The organism is Bacillus sp. AFS055030 (assembly GCF_002574545.1).
Classification (GTDB): Bacteria; Bacillota; Bacilli; order Bacillales; family Bacillaceae_G; genus Gottfriedia.
Window position 1 is genome coordinate 1 of record NZ_NUGT01000081.1, and the last position, 17,050, is coordinate 17,050.

17 protein-coding genes and 1 other annotated feature are annotated in these 17,050 nt (G+C 35.3%); of the genes, 4 read left to right on the forward strand and 13 right to left on the reverse strand.

The genetic code is table 11. The features are described 5' to 3' along the window. Positions 1-216: 216 nt before the first annotated feature. From CN925_RS19020 to CN925_RS19030, 3 genes are all read right to left on the reverse strand, one after another. The gene (locus tag CN925_RS19020) at positions 217-1,188 is read right to left on the reverse strand and encodes a patatin-like phospholipase family protein (protein WP_180233021.1); all 972 of its coding nucleotides are present in this window, start codon (positions 1,186-1,188) and stop codon (positions 217-219) included. A 27-nt stretch (positions 1,189-1,215) separates the two neighbouring features. Continuing rightward, on the reverse strand, positions 1,216-1,359 hold the full coding sequence (locus tag CN925_RS21815; RefSeq protein WP_286138524.1) for a hypothetical protein: 144 nt from the start codon (positions 1,357-1,359) through the stop codon (positions 1,216-1,218). 65 nt (positions 1,360-1,424) lie between these two features. After that, complete coding sequence (locus tag CN925_RS19030) at positions 1,425-3,956, reverse strand: vitamin B12-dependent ribonucleotide reductase (RefSeq protein WP_098848399.1); 2,532 nt, start codon at positions 3,954-3,956, stop codon at positions 1,425-1,427. Positions 3,957-4,289: 333 nt separating this feature from the next. Between CN925_RS19030 and CN925_RS19035 the strand changes: the two genes are divergently transcribed. Beyond that, positions 4,290-4,784: an acyl-CoA thioesterase gene (locus CN925_RS19035; RefSeq protein ID WP_098848400.1), complete on the forward strand. Its 495-nt coding sequence runs from the start codon at positions 4,290-4,292 to the stop codon at positions 4,782-4,784. Positions 4,785-4,821: 37 nt separating this feature from the next. Here CN925_RS19035 and CN925_RS19040 read toward each other — a convergent pair whose 3' ends face one another. The 4 genes from CN925_RS19040 to CN925_RS19055 all read right to left on the reverse strand — a co-directional run bounded on the left by CN925_RS19040 (position 4,822) and on the right by CN925_RS19055 (position 8,959). Continuing rightward, positions 4,822-5,529 carry a M48 family metallopeptidase gene (locus CN925_RS19040; RefSeq protein WP_098848401.1) on the reverse strand — a complete coding sequence of 236 codons (708 nt, stop codon included), beginning with the start codon at positions 5,527-5,529 and terminating at the stop codon, positions 4,822-4,824. Positions 5,530-5,661: 132 nt separating this feature from the next. Beyond that, positions 5,662-6,477: a DUF5995 family protein gene (locus tag CN925_RS19045; protein ID WP_098848402.1), complete on the reverse strand. Its 816-nt coding sequence runs from the start codon at positions 6,475-6,477 to the stop codon at positions 5,662-5,664. Positions 6,478-6,718: 241 nt separating this feature from the next. Continuing rightward, positions 6,719-8,449 carry an AAA family ATPase gene (locus CN925_RS19050; protein ID WP_098848403.1) on the reverse strand — a complete coding sequence of 577 codons (1,731 nt, stop codon included), beginning with the start codon at positions 8,447-8,449 and terminating at the stop codon, positions 6,719-6,721. 213 nt (positions 8,450-8,662) lie between these two features. Then, the gene (locus CN925_RS19055) at positions 8,663-8,959 is read right to left on the reverse strand and encodes a hypothetical protein (protein WP_098848404.1); all 297 of its coding nucleotides are present in this window, start codon (positions 8,957-8,959) and stop codon (positions 8,663-8,665) included. A 355-nt stretch (positions 8,960-9,314) separates the two neighbouring features. Here CN925_RS19055 and CN925_RS19060 point away from each other — a divergent pair, with 355 nt between their 5' ends. Beyond that, positions 9,315-10,046 carry a hypothetical protein gene (locus tag CN925_RS19060; protein WP_098848405.1) on the forward strand — a complete coding sequence of 244 codons (732 nt, stop codon included), beginning with the start codon at positions 9,315-9,317 and terminating at the stop codon, positions 10,044-10,046. Positions 10,047-10,162: 116 nt separating this feature from the next. Here the strand turns inward: CN925_RS19060 and CN925_RS19065 are convergent, their stop codons facing one another. The 4 genes from CN925_RS19065 to rpiA all read right to left on the reverse strand — a co-directional run bounded on the left by CN925_RS19065 (position 10,163) and on the right by rpiA (position 13,183). Beyond that, positions 10,163-10,834: a GNAT family acetyltransferase gene (locus tag CN925_RS19065; protein WP_098848406.1), complete on the reverse strand. Its 672-nt coding sequence runs from the start codon at positions 10,832-10,834 to the stop codon at positions 10,163-10,165. Between the two features lie 13 nt (positions 10,835-10,847). Next, positions 10,848-11,519 carry a GNAT family N-acetyltransferase gene (locus tag CN925_RS19070; protein ID WP_098848407.1) on the reverse strand — a complete coding sequence of 224 codons (672 nt, stop codon included), beginning with the start codon at positions 11,517-11,519 and terminating at the stop codon, positions 10,848-10,850. A gap of 35 nt (positions 11,520-11,554) precedes the next feature. Then, the gene (locus tag CN925_RS19075) at positions 11,555-12,409 is read right to left on the reverse strand and encodes a carbon-nitrogen hydrolase family protein (RefSeq protein ID WP_098848408.1); all 855 of its coding nucleotides are present in this window, start codon (positions 12,407-12,409) and stop codon (positions 11,555-11,557) included. 99 nt (positions 12,410-12,508) lie between these two features. Then, the gene (rpiA, locus tag CN925_RS19080; RefSeq protein ID WP_098848409.1) at positions 12,509-13,183 is read right to left on the reverse strand and encodes a ribose-5-phosphate isomerase RpiA; all 675 of its coding nucleotides are present in this window, start codon (positions 13,181-13,183) and stop codon (positions 12,509-12,511) included. Between the two features lie 170 nt (positions 13,184-13,353). On the opposite strand from rpiA, the gene CN925_RS19085 reads away from it, so the two are divergent. Further along, positions 13,354-13,551, forward strand: coding sequence for a hypothetical protein (locus tag CN925_RS19085; protein WP_098848410.1), 198 nt, complete (start codon positions 13,354-13,356; stop codon positions 13,549-13,551). A gap of 152 nt (positions 13,552-13,703) precedes the next feature. Here the strand turns inward: CN925_RS19085 and CN925_RS19090 are convergent, their stop codons facing one another. Both CN925_RS19090 and asnA read right to left on the reverse strand, forming a co-directional pair. Then, positions 13,704-15,035: a cytochrome P450 gene (locus CN925_RS19090; RefSeq protein ID WP_098848411.1), complete on the reverse strand. Its 1,332-nt coding sequence runs from the start codon at positions 15,033-15,035 to the stop codon at positions 13,704-13,706. A gap of 231 nt (positions 15,036-15,266) precedes the next feature. Beyond that, positions 15,267-16,250, reverse strand: coding sequence for an aspartate--ammonia ligase (asnA, locus tag CN925_RS19095; protein WP_098848412.1), 984 nt, complete (start codon positions 16,248-16,250; stop codon positions 15,267-15,269). Between the two features lie 69 nt (positions 16,251-16,319). After that, positions 16,320-16,579, reverse strand: a binding site (T-box leader). A gap of 176 nt (positions 16,580-16,755) precedes the next feature. Between asnA and CN925_RS19105 the strand changes: the two genes are divergently transcribed. Continuing rightward, positions 16,756-17,031 (forward strand): hypothetical protein, encoded by a 276-nt coding sequence (locus CN925_RS19105; protein ID WP_098848413.1) that lies wholly within the window; start codon positions 16,756-16,758, stop codon positions 17,029-17,031. Positions 17,032-17,050: the final 19 nt, after the last annotated feature.

The following is a 17,050-nucleotide window of genomic DNA, read 5'->3' on the forward strand; positions in this document are numbered from 1 at the left end:
CTAGTTTACTTCCTCATGAACCTGTCATGAGGAAGTACCTTTCTATTTTTTACTAGTTTACTTCCTCATGAACCTATTATGAGAAGAAGCTACATGATTGAAATAAAATACTCATGTAGCTCCTTTTTGTAGGCTTGTCTGTTTAAAATATATTATTTCACAGCTCATCGGGTCGACAAGGAGGCACACTCGACACGAGCTAGCCTCATGACGCGTTTAGCATAAGTTCCAATGTTTACGGATAAATCTGCTAACCTCCGATAAATTCGTATTGTTTGCGATAGTTCTGAGTACAGGGATTGCTTGAACATCATCAAGCTGAATGGGAATGGGAAGCTGTGGGTTGAGGCGGAAAAACCCTTTCCCGAGCAATTGAGAGCTCATCAATACATCAGCTTCTTCCGTCCCTTCAACGGTGATCGTTAAAAGAGGAACTGCCGGTTCGTGCGGTTCTTGTAGATTCGGAGGAATAAATCCCCAGCTTGGTGCGGTACCAATAACTTGATTATTGCTACTGAAAAATCCCCATTCACTGGTGTCCTTTTGAATACTATATGGGAAGAATCCGGTGCCGATTGATAAAAGGGCAATTTTGCTGAGTTCTTGTTTGCCTTTTTGTACGGCAAAGGAAATTCCTACAGTACTCGGATCATTGGCGACCACAGCTCCATCAATAAAATGTTTGAACGCAGGAAAATAAGCTGGAAAAGCGCTGCTAGCCAACGCGACATCGATTACCTTATGCTCCAAATACGGAGATTCAGGAAAATTGTTAAAGAATACAGGGGTCCAATGCCCTAATTTACTGTTGGATAAAGCAAACGCTGGAACGACGACTCGTTTATGCAAATCTTTTAAACGGAGATTTTTGGGAAAGAAAGAACTTAATACTTTGATTAATCCTTCATTTTTATATTTTGTAGTGGTTAAAGGTCCACCAGGTTGTGGATTGCTAAAAATTTCCTCGACCGTATCTACATTGAATGCAGCATTAATTTCTTGCGGTGATTTTCCGCTTGCCAACCCTAGGGCAATAATTGATCCAACAGAGGTTCCGACAAGCAAATTTGTTTTTTTAATCAATTCGGGAAATTTTTTGTCACTGGTCAGTCTTGTTAGAAGTTGGCTGCTTAAAGCTCCTCGAACCCCACCACCATCAAAAGTTATCACACGATATTTTCTAGACAATGAAACACCACCAATCTAATTAAATCACTATACTTTATTCCCTCTAGTCCAATTTTGAAACTGCACTATACCTATATATTCACATATTTTACTATAATCTGAGCCCACCCCAGAACCACGACCTACTTTAATCCATTTATCAATTTTAGATGTTCTCGTTCTTTTTGACATAAAAAAAATACCCCTTTAGATCATCTCTAAAGAGGTATTTCTTCACAGCTTTTTAATACTTACTTTTAGATTCCACACTTCAACTGAACTTGACAATTATCACATGTATTACAACCACCATGTTCAACTACAGTACCTGCAAGGCAAATTGGACAAGTGTCTCCGTTTTCTACACCTACGTTACCAGTTTTAACTTGTGCAGTTTCATCCGTTTCGTTTTTCGTTGTATCATTTATATTTTCAACTGTTTCTAATTCTACATCTGTAAAATCATTTTCTTCATTTGTTAGCGATAGTACTTGGGCATCACGAGAACCATCTACATAAACAGTCCCGCCCTTTGCTCCACCTTTGTGTAATCTTTCATACACTTTTGCTACTTGTTGAACAGAATAACCTTTAGGCGCATTAACAGTTTTACTAATTGAAGAATCGATCCATCTTTGGATAATACATTGAACATCAGCATGTGCCTCTGGAGAAAGGTCCATTGTACCAACAAATTGTTCTGGTAGATGCTCAATCATCTCATAAACATTTTCTTCAGTTACTTCATATCCATTAGCTTCTAACCATTCAAGTGCGATATCAGCTACAACGGGAATAAATTTACCTAAACGTCCCGAACGGAAGTATACAAAGTTAAAATAAGGCTCAAGTCCGGTGCTAACATTCATCATTGTTCCAGTACTTCCCGTAGGAGCAATTGTTAATAAGTGCGAATTACGAATACCACTTTTTAAAACTGCTTCACGAATTTCTTCAGGCATTTTTTTCATGTATCCTGAGTTAATGAAACGTTCGCGTCCATCTTCAAAAGTCGCTAAGAATGGAAATTCTCCCTTTTCTTCCGCTAATTCAATAGAAGTTTTATAAGCAGTAGTTGCGATTACTTCAAAAATTTGATCAACTAATTTATTGCCAGCTTCTGATCCATAAACTAGTCCACAACGGATTAGTAAATCATGTAATCCCATTACACCTAATCCGATACGGCGTTCACCTTTTGCTTGCTTCGTATTCTCTTCTAGGAAATATGGCGTTGCATCGATTACATTATCTTGCATTCTCGTTCCGATTTGAACGGTTCTCTTTAACTTTTCCCAGTTCACCTTACCGTTTTGAGTCATTTCGGCTAAGTTAACAGCTGCTAAATTACAAACAGAGAATGGAGCAAGTGGTTGCTCTCCACAAGGGTTAGTTGCAACTACTTTTTGTCCATAAGATACAGCGTTCGTCATTTTGTTTGCATTATCTAAGAAGAAAATTCCTGGCTCAGCAGAATAAGTTGCACAAATATTGATTAAATCCCAAAGTTCTTTTGCTTTTATAGTGTGGTACGTTCGTACACCATATCCACGTGCAGCCCATTCACGTACATCTCCACATTCCTGCCATTCTTGATCATAAATTAAACGCATTTCATCGTCATAGTTTTCTAAATCTGGGAATTGAAGCTTAAATTCCCCATCATTTTCAACTGCTTCCATAAAATCATCAGTTAAACAAACAGATATATTTGCACCTGTTAAAAACTCGGGGTTGTGAACTGAATACTTGCCACCGTCTTTAAGCAGTTCTTTTGCCTGTTCAATTTCAGGTGTATTTAAATTTCCTTCTTTTGTTGCAATATGAATCAATGCTTCATAAGCTGCTTTTTCTGTTGTACTAATAGGTTCAAACTTTAATTTACGCTCTACTTCTTCACGAATTAATTTCGATTTTGTCGTTTGCGCAATATAGCGTAAAACTTTTGGATTTTGGTTCTTTGATACGATAAACTCGACTATATCAGGGTGATTAACGTTCATCATAATCATTTGCGCTCCACGTCTTGAACCGCCTTGAATAACTAAATTCGTTAATTCAGATAAATCATGTAACCAAGATACCGACCCACTTGAGCGTCCATTCACACTATAGACAATTGCATCGCGAGGACGCAAGGTTGATCCGTTTGTCCCAACGCCACCACCACGTGACATAATTTCCATTACCTTTTTACGATGTTCACCAATTCCATCACGAGAATCGTGAATATGAGGCATCACATAACAGTTAAAGAATGTCGTTGAAGCACCTGTACCGGCACCAGCCAAAACACGTCCCGCTGGTACAAAAGTTTTGTTTGCTAAAATTTCATAAAACATATCTTTTACTTCGGAGAATTTTTCAGGAGTTTCTGCAGATGCAAGCCCACGTGCTACACGGTCTGCAATTTGTTCGTAGAAGATTTCAAGTGGTTTGTCTACTTTATTAAATGCAACTGTAATGATCGCTCCGTCTTCAAACTGAGAATCTAATTGAACAGTTACTTCTTCATGACGATCATCAATAGCAATTACTTCACCATAACCACGACGAGGAAACTTTGGATCGTCCTTATATGTTAGTACAACTAGGTCACCTACACCTAATGTAATTAGTTTAATATCTTTAAATGCGTATCGATCTAACATAACCGTTCTAGATACACCCTTAAATGTTGTTTTATGCATCTCTGGATTAATAGGTGTAATCATTGGAAAATGCATTATGTCTTGATTTAATTTCTGTATATTAGCAGGTAATTTTGCATCAATTATTGTATTTATCATCACCTGTTCCTCCTCGCATAGATTATATCGATTTTACCATATATCGATATATAGGTGTTCTCTTTCTTTACAACACCCATATGTAGTATTTATCCCGTCTCAACAAGATATAAATATACCGACTTAAGAAGTAAAAGTCAATGTAAACGACTGAAATAAACATATTTAAATTTGCACTTTTCCCTACAAATTTCATTGACAAATAAAAAATATACAAGCATTGCTTATTCATCCTTCCAATAGAAAGTTTGTTCATATTATTTTTTGAAAAAGTACTAAATTTACTATTAAAAAGTGTTACAATTTAAAAATAGTAAAGAATGGAGAAATCATATGGTAACTTGTAATGAAACTAGAGTCATTAGAACAAATTTAGTACTGCCCAATGATGTAAATAGTCATAACACTTTGTTTGGTGGAAAATTAATGAATGACTTAGACATAATCGGAAGTATATCAGCAATGAAATTCTGCCGATCTTCAATTGTAACTGCTTCAACCGATTCAGTTGACTTTCTACATCCAATCACGATGAAAGATGCAGTAATATTTGAAAGTTATGTAACTTGGACTGGCACTTCATCATTTGAAGTTTTCGTAAAAGTAACTGCAGAAAACTTAAAAACTGGAGAACAGAAAATCGCTGCAACCGCATTTTTAACTTTTGTTGCATTAGATCAGGAAGGTAACTTAATTAAAGTTCCACAAATTGTTCCCGAAACAGAGGAAGAAAAATTCCTATACCAAGGCGGAGAAGAACGCGCTAAAATCCGTAAAAATAGAAGAATCAAAAGTAAGGAATTAGCAGACTTTTTTTACAAAAAATAAAAAATGGGACGACAAATGTCGCTCCATTTTTAGTTTGTTATACAGTCATTTTCCAATTAGAAAACGCTAACCAATCTTCTCTTTCTTTATATTCTGGAATAATTTTACCGACAAGTCTCCAAAAGGACCTGTCGTGATTCATATGAACCATATGACACATTTCATGGACGACTACATAGTCAATCACATTTTGAGGAGCCATTGCTAGCTTCCAATTAAATGTTAGTTGCCTTTTTGAATTACATGTCCCCCAGTTTGTTTTACTATCAGTTATCTTAATTGATGATGGCTTCACTTTAAAGTTGCTTTGATACTTCTGAATACTCTTTTCAACTAATGCTTTAATTTGTTGGTAATAAAACCTTTTAAGTGCTTGTTTAATCCGCTCATCCTCTAGTTGTTTGACAATAATATTTAGTCGATTTCCTTCAAAAATTACTTGATCTTGCCCAATACTTTCATCGTGTGAAATTTGTATAGGATATGATTTTCCTAAATAAAGAAATGTCTCACCAAATTCATAAGTCCGTTCTTTTGGCCCACGAAGTCGCTCTTTCATTTCATTTGATTTTTGAATAATCAACTCCCAGTTCGCTTCTAAAACTTCAATGACACTTTCTTCAGGTGTGTCTTTAGGAGCTCGAACTTCAACATTCCCATAAGCGTCTATATAAATACCGATTGATTTTTGCTTTTTATATTTTATATGAAAACTAATTGTTTCGTTTAAATATGTATGTATCATTTATATTCACCTATAATTTTATCCTCTTGATTACTAAGAAATTAGCTACTTTATATAATATACAGTTTTTATTAAATGAAGTGGAGATTTTTAAAAGAATAATTCAAAGTAAGTCAATCACGAAAGATTCCCCTACATTTGAATACCACCAGTTGAATTTGTTTCAAAGCGACTATGATTTAATAGATGTAAGTTTCTTTCAATATTCTTGGATTCTCGAAAACGAATTGCCCATAAACCAACCTTTAGCATCCAACTACTTGGGCGTGCGACCATATTTCCAATCGCTGCAACTTCATTATCCTGTACTTTAATCAGCCTTTCCCACTCACTTTCATTCGCTGCAGCCAGCGTTTTCGCAAAATCCCATGCGTAATTTCGAGACTTCTCTAGACTAAAGTTTATGATGGCCTTGGATGCTTTTGGATCAACATGATCTAAAAAACCAATCCAAGGTGAAATTCGATCCATGTCATCCCTTACCTCATCTACTAATGATGCTAAAACACTATTTATTTTCATAAAGTCATTGTAAAGAGCTAAAATATTAGCGTCTTTGCATACCATTGCAGCCGCTACCCCTAAATCCAAATTAATATGAGCATTAATGCCAAGCAACAAATGCTGTAGTAAAATAGATTGACGGTTTTCTGCAAGACGAAAAGCCAATTGCCAACTAAGACTTAAAGGTTCTCCATTTAAATAGTTTTTAAGTGCATTTAAATAGAAATTGGCAAAATTCACATCCAGACTTTCCATTCTTGCTCCATCTTCAAACTGATTAGTTAAAATTCCATCTTTCACTTTAATCGTTACCAACCGATATAAAGAAGCAAAATAGCCTAGTTTGCTTTTGGTATTATTACTCATCGAAATAATCTGATCTAACTGTTCAATTACATCATCGATTGTACTTGCGTTTCCTATTTGCTTTGAAAGACTATTCATTCCTCACGCTCCTAACTTTCGTGAAAATATGTTGTATTTAAATTTGTTAACCAAAATGCTTTTTGTGTTGAAATGATACTGATAGTTGGGGATATCTTTTCATATTCAGTGCGTCTTTTGAAAATTCCTTCGTTATCGAGAACACTTTATGAATTTTGCTTTCATAAAAAAATAAAGAGCAACTCATCATGAGCTACTCTTTTGATTAAAGTTTGCAACTAAATATCAATTAATAGATTTTTCACGAATTCTGATCACTCTCATCTAATTTATCAAAATCCTTAAGCAATCCTTGGATATTTTTTTCATAAACAGTTCCAACCTTTACAATAGGCGGCTCAGGACGCGAACGAGCATAAATGCTTTCGTAAATATCTTCTATTTCCTCTCCTGTTAAGTCGCCTCTTTTTAGCAGCTCTTGTGCGATTGAGTGTACGAAATCGGCGTGATCAGTAACGAGTTTTTTGACTTGGCTCATTTGGTCCTTTAGAAGAAGGTTAATTTTTGGTCGTAGTGCTCTAAGTCCCTCTGCTTGAGAGCCTAATGCATTCCAGCTGAATAACTCATCACCCATTCCAACTAAACCTAAATATGCACCACCAAGAAGGGTTGCTTGTTGCAGATCAGATGTGACACCGTTTAATTTTTTGTGAAGAAACTCTTCTTCTACTGCTCTTGCTGCCAAACAAACTTGGATTGCAGCGAGTATTTCACTATCGCTTCGATTATATCTTTCTGTTGTTGGCTTAGTTGCAGCCAGACCAAGTGCGTCTCCCCTACGTATAATTGTTACCTTCCAAACTCGATCATGTGGTTTTAATAAATATTGAGCTACGGCGTGACCAGCTTCATGATACGCTACATTTCTCTTCTCATCTTCACTCATGGATCTAAGTGGCTGCTTAAGACCCCACTCATACGTTTCCATTGCATCTCGGAAGTCAGTATAATTTGCAACTTCAGCACCGCGCTGATGAGCAATTACGACAGATTCATTCACGATATGTTTTATTTGTGCTGGACTATATCCAATCGTATCAAGCGCAGCTCGCTCTGGTGTTAAAGTTGAATCGATTTTCACCTTTTTTAGATAATATTGGAAAACATCAATACGTCCATCATAATCAGGAGAATCTACCCAAAGTTTTCGGTCAAAACGACCTGGTCGTAGTAATGCTTGATCAAGTACATCAGGTAAATTTGTAGCAGCAATCGTCAGAACCGCAGGGCGCTCTGCTTTCTTTTTACGTAAACCGAGCGAGCGAAGAAATTTAGCTATTTTAGAATTATCAATGTTTGGAGGATCCATTTGCAGTAAAAGTTCATTCAATAATCCAGAACCCATTCCCATACCGAACAAACCACCACCAGCGGCACCTCCTCCTTGACGAGACATACCAATTGCATCAACTTCATCAATAAAAATGATACAAGCTCCATAAAGATTAGCTAACTTTCTAGCCTTTTTGTATATTCCCATTACTTTCAAATTCCCTACACCAAAGAACATATTTTGAAAACTCGGAGCCGAAGCATAAGCAAAAGGTACTTGAGCCTCATTCGCAATAACTTGTGCAAGATAAGACTTCCCTGTACCAGGAGGACCACAAAGCAGCAACCCACGAATTGCCTCCCCGCCCATTTCCTTAAATTCTTTCACACCTTTTAGTAAGGTTACGATTCGTTTTGCATTTTCTACAATCTCAGGGTTTCCACGATAATCATCCCACGTCGATCCGGTCTCACCAGGTAAAATCCAATAAGTACGACCTCTGGCTAGAAACCAGAAAATTGCGACAAACTGGATGATCGCAAGTGAAATCATGACGACAAACTGAAATAAAAGACCAATAATCGATAATGCTACACTCCAGTACGTTGGCCCTCCTTTTACAAGCACAACGCCGATAATAACAATAATAGCTAACCAAACTAATACTCTTCGCCATTTAACCCATTGATATTTTGTCATAAACATTCTTCCTTCTAGGGAATTTTTTGAATATTCTATGAAAAAATCAGCCCATTGGTGCCTAGAAATATATGTATGCAAAAACTAAATAAATTTGTTCATTTAAACAAAATAAAAAAGCCACTTTTAAATAGGCTTCTTTGTTCGTTTACAAAGTCCAATCTCAGTCCCCTGTAAACTGAAAAGCCCTCCTTAAAAGAGGGCTTTCAATACTTATTGAAACTTACTAAAAATATCTTTCAAATACTTAATAACAACAGCGATTCCGCCGATAAAATAAAATGCAATTAAAATCCATCCAGTAGGATCAAGTGCAAACATTGATATTAAAAACTTCAGTGGAAAAATGAAGTATAAAATATCCTTTAAATAACCAAGTATAAAAGATGTATCGAATGAACCTTTCCAGAATGAACGGATAAATGCTATTACAAAATCAAGAATCATTAATCCAGTAACTGCCCATATAGTATATAGCATCCAATCCGCAAGTCCGAATCCTAAATCCATAGTTATCACCACCTTACATCATACTATTCAAAGAAAATAGGCTGGTGATATAAATTCACTTAATTTTCTGATAACAATTCCCAAACCTTTTAAAGACCGTTGTTCTGTTCTTTATCCATTTGTTTATCATATTAATTTAATAAGATTAATTGCAAAATTAAGCCTTTGTTCCCACTTCATTTTTACTAAAATACTCTTTTACTAAAATATTTTTTATACGGGAAGCAGAATATCAAATTTCCTAACTAAACGCCGCTTTCAAGCTACACAATAGCCCAACTAACGATACCCAAGTTCCCCCATCTGTACTTGAACATAAAATATTAGTAAAAAATATAGAAAGGGAGAAATAATAGTGGGATTATTTATTAATAAGAATGAACACCCTGATGTCTTTAAAAATACTGAAACAATACAAACACCGAATCAAGGGATTGTTCGGCATAATTACTTAGCCGAATTAATGGAAGAACAACAAAAAAATAACATGATCCTAGAAAAATCAATCTCTGAATTGAAGCCACGATATGAGCAATTAAAAGAATTGCAAACAAATCAGTGGAATCATGTTAAACATCAAATAAATAGTCTCATAGGTAGTAACCGTGAGCGTGAACAATTTGAAAGAATCATGATTCAACGGTTAAATACATCTGAAGCAAATGAAAGTATGGAAAAACAAACATTAGTTACTCAAATGAATCGTTTAAATGAAGCTTATACAGAATTGGCAAAACGATTAGAAAAAAGTGAATCGGATAACCAAGCTCTCTTATTACAACTAGATAAGCTACTTGAAAAACAAAATGAAGTAGCTCATGGATTATTACAACAAGAGGAATTTCAACATGGGGTTTTAGATCGCCTTGATACGCAAGAGGCAATGATGGATAGAATCTCCCACCAACTCAACAACTTACGCTCGATTATTTTTGAACGAGCAAACTATATCACTACAAAACTTGAAGACACCTATAAACTAACAACTGACTATATTTATAAACTTATAAATGGATCCGATAAGCCAAAATCCTATACTACTAAAGTGAGCACTAAAAAAGAGGAAAAACAAAAACAAGCAGATTAAAAATATGATTAATTCTCAGGTAAAAGGATTGTTCGAATGAATGATTAGATCGAATATAAAAAAAGCTTCTCGAAGTCTATATTTAGACTATATCGAAAAGCTTTTTTTATGTTTATTTAAAAGTAGACTAATGCGACTTTTTCTTTCTCTTCTAAGTTTTCAATCATTGAATACCAAGACGCTGGCTTATTCGATAACACAGTATAATAACGCTTTAAAAATTTTACGATTAAGTCTGATTGCATTTCATCCATTTCCCCATCCATTGGTAGAAAACAAAGATCTAGGCCAGTTACAGCTTCACCGTCATTGTTCCATGATGGATGGATATATTCAAAATCAAGACGCTTATAACCTAGGTGAGCTAATACTTCCCTACGAACATATGGATTCATAGGTTTAACGCCGCCAAAGTCATGGTCTTCTACACGATATGGATCGTAAATTTCAGCAAACATACCTGATAATTTTTTATTATTTTCATTTGCTAATGTCTGTAAATCTACTAATCTATTTTTTGCCAAGAACGGACCGATTCCCAAACCAGCTTGACCGATTATTGTAAAGTCAGTCATGGCAACATTAAAATCATCATAATAGCGATACTCTGTAGCACCTACTACTCTATCTTCATAGACCGCAACAAAAACACGAATTCCTGGATCCTCCAATGGCTCTTTCCAAAGGTCGAATTCTAATACTTCTTCTTTAGGAAATACATCTTGCATTAATTGATGCATTTGTTTAAATAATGGGTCATTGATATTTGTAATTCTTTTATATTCCATTTTCTCTCTCCCTTTACTTAGATTGTTTAAATGGATTTTTCCATTCCATTAGTGTTCCATAATTGCATGATTCTTCGTCCTCTAAATAATTAGCAACTACCTTAACCGGGGTACGACCACATCGAAGTAAGAAACTAATAACTGGATCCTTTAGCTCCCCTTTTATGACCGCGTCTATGTATTGATTGGGAGATAAGTGATCCGCCTTTTTATGATACCCTGGCATCCTGCCTCCTCCAAGTAATCTTTCCAATCCAAGATGCACAACAATATCATACATGGAAAACATTAACCACTTGCCTAAACCTAATTTTCGATAGGACGGTCTGACACCAATATCAACGACATAAAGAGTGTTTCCGTTTGGGTTATGATTACGAATATATCCATGATCAGTAATCTCTTCCCATGAATGGTCAGGATTGCTAGGATCGAACTGAACAAGTAGACCTGTCATAGAGCCTGCCATTTGACCATTAACCTCTATACATAAAGCTCCTTCTGGAAAAAGACTTATATGATTTTTAAGTTGCTCCTCATTCCACCAAAGTTCCGATGGGAATGGCGGAGGAAAGCTTTCTTGTTGAATACGGATTAAATTAGTAAAGTCATTCTCATTATAATTACGGATTACCACTGGGACTGGTTTGTCCTGGTCGAAAACAAAAAATTCCTTTCGATACATGGGCTTTAAACTCTCTTTTCTATTTAAGAATTAGTTTACCAATCTGGATAAAGGTCAGTACGTCTGTCGCGCCATGTTGTAACGGATCCCTTTTCACGAACTTTGTATAATAAATCTAAATTAAGATCAGCTGTAACAATCATATCCTGATTCATTTCACCTTCTACCATTATTCCTTTTGGGGGAAATGGGATGTCGTTAGGAGTGATTACAACCGCTTGGCCGAAATTTGCCCGCATAAAATCTACAGTTGGAAGTGAACCAATCGTACCAGTATTTACAACATATACTTGATTTTCGATTGCCCTTGCATGACATGTATAACGAACTCGATGGAATCCATGGCGATCGTCTGTGCATGATGGACAGAAAATGACATCTGCACCTTTTGCTTTTGCCATTCGAACGATTTCTGGGAATTCAATGTCGTAGCAAGTCAACATCGCAATTGTTCCTTTATCTGTCTCAAAAACTTCTAGACCGTCACCTGCACTCATATTCCACTCATTAACCTCCGTAGGTGTAATATGTAGCTTTGCCTGCTCACCAATTCGGCCATCTGGATAGAACAAATGTGCAACATTGTATAGACGATCGCCTTTTTTAATGACATGCGTCCCGCCAATAATGTGCATATTGTATTGTTTTGCCAACTCTAAAAATAAAGAACGATATTGTTCAGTAAAGTTAGGTAAGTCTTGGATCGTTAATGCTTCACCTTTTTCATTACCAATTGACATAAGCTGAGTTGTAAAAAATTCCGGAAAAATGATAAATTCCGCTTCAAATTCCTCTGCAGTCTTAATATAATGTTCGACTTGTTTTTCAAACTCTTCAAAGGAATTTATTGTGTGAAGATGATATTGAACGGCTGAAACTCTTAATTGCATATAATCCCCCTCTTCCCATTAACTCTTTCTCTCTTACTATTATTATTAAATAAATAGAAGTAAGGGGCAAGTATGTACTTTTCTTCTGTATACTTAGTACTATTTACTTAATATTTCTATCTTTTCATCTTTATTTAGCGTGATCACAAAATCAGTCATTCCGACAAATAATCCGTTTTCTACCACTCCTGGAATTAAATTAAGATCTCTTTCTAGTATTTGTGCTTGAATATGATTCGGTATACTGCAGTCAAAAATATAGTTTCCATTATCTGTAATATACGGAGTTGCTCCATTTAAACGCAGCTTAGGACTTAAACCGATTGCTTCAATATGTTTCATCGTCATTTCCATCCCAAATGGAATAACTTCTATCGGGAGTGGGAACTTACCTAATTTCTCTACCATCTTAGTTGGATCAGCAACTACTATAAATGTTTTAGCTGCTTTGGCAATGATTTTCTCTCTTAATAGTGCACCTCCCCCACCTTTAATTAGCTCAAAGTTTGGATTAATTTCATCGGCACCATCAATGGCAATATCAATCTGTTCAATTTTACGAAAGTTTACTAATTGAATACCCTCTTCTTTCGCAAGCTTTTCAGTTTTAATGGAGGTCGGAATACCCTTTATATTCAGTCCTTCCCTAACTAATTGCCCTAGCTTTTTGATTGTGTAAAAAACGGTAGATCCCGTACCTAATCCAACGACCATTCCATCTTTTACAAATTCTGCTGCCTTTTCTCCTACAATTAGCTTTTCATTCTCATTCATGTTTACACCTTCTATTTTATTGTTTTAGTTCTTAACTAGTATAAGTAATAAATCCAAATTTCATATTTTATAGGATGTTCAAATTAATCGTACTATATAAAAATAGTTTGCATAAAGAATCTTAACTAAGAAAAACTAATTGAAAAAATACTAAGTAAGGTGAAGAGGATATGGATGTCCCTAATTTTGTACTTAAGTTTTGCATTATATTAATGATTTTACCTGTTACAGTAGTATGTTGTTATTTTGGTTACGTAGATAAAAACTACCAAATTGTTATTTTCGGTTTTGTACTACTATTATTTTCAATTCTCGGTAATTACTTAATCTTTATCAAAGGCAATAAAAGTAGTAATTCAGAGCAATAAGAAGCTTTTTAGTCACATAGAAAAACCGACCAACGCATTGATCGGTTTTTTCACTACTATTTTTTTATTTAAATAAATTGAATGGATCATATTCACGATTTACAACCCATAGTCGATTTAAATAGGCTGTTGACCATTGTCTAATAAACCGCTCATTTTCTCTTTTTTACAATCATACGCAATCCATCTTTCGGCCGAAGTGTAATAAGTGGTTCTGTTTCCACTTTATGATGATTAGGAGCTAGATCAATAGTATAATGCTGGGCGATCGTTGCTAAAACTAGAGTAGCTTCCATTATTGCGAAATGATTTCCGATACAAACTCGTGGACCACCACCAAAAGGAAAATACGCATATTCAGGCACACCTTCCACCTTTCCATTCTTAAACCGCTCTGGGAGAAATTTTTCAGCATGTGAGAAATACTTTTCAGAACGCTGCATGATATAAGAACTCATCATGACTGTCTCACCTTTTTGAATTTTGTAATCGCCAATGCTGACATCTTCTATTGCTTTTCTACTAATAAGCCATGCAGGAGGATAGAGACGGATACTTTCCCAAATAATTTGCTGAGTATAGATTAAATCTTTCATAGAGTGATAATCTGCTTGCCTTTTGCCTAGAACGCGATCTACTTCTTCATATAATAATTTTGCTTTACCGGGATGCTGAGATAAAAGATAGAAGCACCAAGATAAAGCATTTGCTGTCGTTTCATGACCTGCAAGGAAAATTGTCATCGCTTCATCCCTTAATTGTCGATTCGTCATGCCTTCATTAGACTCTTCATCCCTTGCCTGCATTAGTAATCCTAGTAAATCATCCTTTGATTCTGCGTTATTTCTTTTTTCAATAATTTCATATAACACCTTATCGATTGCCTTAATAGCCTCCGATAAAGATTTATTATTTGGTGTATTCAATTTGAGTGGAGCTTTTAAAACTGATCGAATTCGCTTAGTTGCAATATCCATAATAATGTCAAAGTGCTTTCCAACGCGCTCGTGTCCTTGATGTAAATCCATGCTAAACATCGTTTTGGCAATGATCGCTAATGTAAGCTCCATCATATCTCTACTAATGAGACGCTCCTCACCATCCTTCCATGAACGAATAAACTCTTCTGTGAGCAATGACATATCATTAGCATAGGTTTGTATATGCTGTTTCGTAAAGGATGGCTGAATCAAACGCCGTTGCCCCATATGTACTTCATCTTCACTCGTTAACAATCCCTCACCAAGCAACGTTTTCATCTCTTGAAATGGCTTTGACTTATGAAAAGAATGCTGCTTAGTTACTAATACCTCTTTTATTAAATCCGGCTCCAATAGCAAGTTCATTTTACGATGAGCAAATCGAAATGAGACAATCTGATCATGATTTCGATAAAGTTCACTAAAAAAAAGTATTGGATCTTTCCGAAACTCATTCAAATGCCCTAAAGGTGAATAAGAAGTCAGCCCTTTTACTTCAAGCATAAAATTCACTCCATTCCAGGAAATTTTAATATTAGATACTCTTAGTATATTAAGAAGAAGAGAAGGCTAATGCTTTTTATATATCGATATTTATCCACTTAAATTTAGCAGACATGTATTTTAGTTTTTAGAACAAAAAAAGACTGCCTTATTTAGACAATCTATCAGTTACTTGTGAGGATTGAATCCTGTCTTGTACAGGACTCAATCCTCTTTATTTTGTTATTTTTCTTAAAACAAGTGAATGTTTTCCTTCTTACATGCTTCTCGCATTTCATCAGGCCATACAGAAGATTGAACTTCACCAATATGCGCTTTACGTAAGAAGAACATGCACATTCTTGATTGCCCAATACCACCACCAATTGTTAGTGGAAGCACTTCTTCTAAAATACCTTTATGAAAATCATATTCGCGTTTGAAATCTTCACCTGTCTTCGTTAATTGCTCATCAAGTGATTTACGATCAACGCGGATTCCCATTGATGATAATTCAAATGAAGATTGCAATACTGGATGCCAGAATAAGATGTCTCCGTTTAATTTCCAATCGTCATAGTCAGCCGCACGTCCATCGTGTTTTTCGCCAGAACGAAGTACATCGCCAATTCCAATAATAAAAACTGCACCGTGCTCTTTTGCAATTGCATGCTCACGATCTTTCGGTGTTAAATCTGGGTATTTATCTTCTAACTCTTGGGATGTGATAAATACGATCTCTTCTGGTAAATACTTCCCAAGGTACGGATATTTTTCAAATAAATGATTTTCCAAATCTTTGAAAATACCATAAATTGTTCGTACGGTTTCTTGTAAGTATTCAACTGTACGCCATTCTGTTTGAATAATTTTTTCCCAATCCCATTGGTCAACGTAAATTGAATGTGTTGCATCAAGTTCCTCATCACGACGAATCGCGTTCATGTTTGTATATAAACCTTCACCAGCTTCGTAACCATATTCATGCAATGCAAATCGTTTCCATTTCGCTAGTGAGTGAACTATTTCTAACTCTTCTCCTGAATGTAGCATATCAAATTCAATTGGACGTTCTACACCGTTTAAGTGATCGTTTAAACCTGATTTTTTCGTTACAAATAATGGTGCAGATACGCGGAATAGTCCAAGACGGTTTGCTAATTGATCCTCAAAAAATGTCTTAACTTCCTTAATTGCGATTTGTGTCTCTCTTACTGTCATTAATGATTGATACATGCCTATTTCCCCCAAAATGTTTAGATGTAGTAGAAAAAAGCCAACAAAAAAAGCCCTTCTTTCCCAAAAAACTGGGACGAAAGGCTTTGGTTCCGCGGTACCACCCAAATTAGCAACAGAGGCTGCTCACTTATTCAGTACGGAGATTAGAGAAATCTCGATACTGTTCTTCTTTAACGGCGAAGTTCACGGCTAAGTCTACTTTCCTTAAAAGGATTTCGGTTAGCGACTCCAGGAGGTTCTTCATAACAGGCTTCGTATCAGGCTCACACCACCCCTGATTCGCTTTGACTACTTCCTACTACTACTCGTCCTTTCACAGTCGTTTTATTGTCACATCTCTGAAACATTTTATTAATGATTATTTTATAGATAAATAGGAGAATGTCAATATTTTTTTAATATTTATTTTATTCTAAACAAAAAACTAAGATAAAAAACTCAATATTCTTTGGAAAATTATGTTAACATTTTAAGTATGCAGTATTTTAAAGGGGATAATTTTATGAAAAATTTCAGTGGAATTTCAATAATATTATTGATTATAGGACTAGTTTTGTTTGGAATAATTTATGCGATTCCAGGCTTCAACGAACTTATTGCTTTAGTTGGTTTTTTATTTTTATTATTTGGAGCAATATGTAGCTTTATAGCAATTTCAAAAAGAGAAATAGGTTACACTAAATTTTTAGCAGTAGGTTCATTTTTTATCATATTTTTATTGATTACTTGGTTTGAACCTTATTTTATTCTTCGTATGTTAACTTGGATAAAAAATTAATTAAATAAATACGTAAACA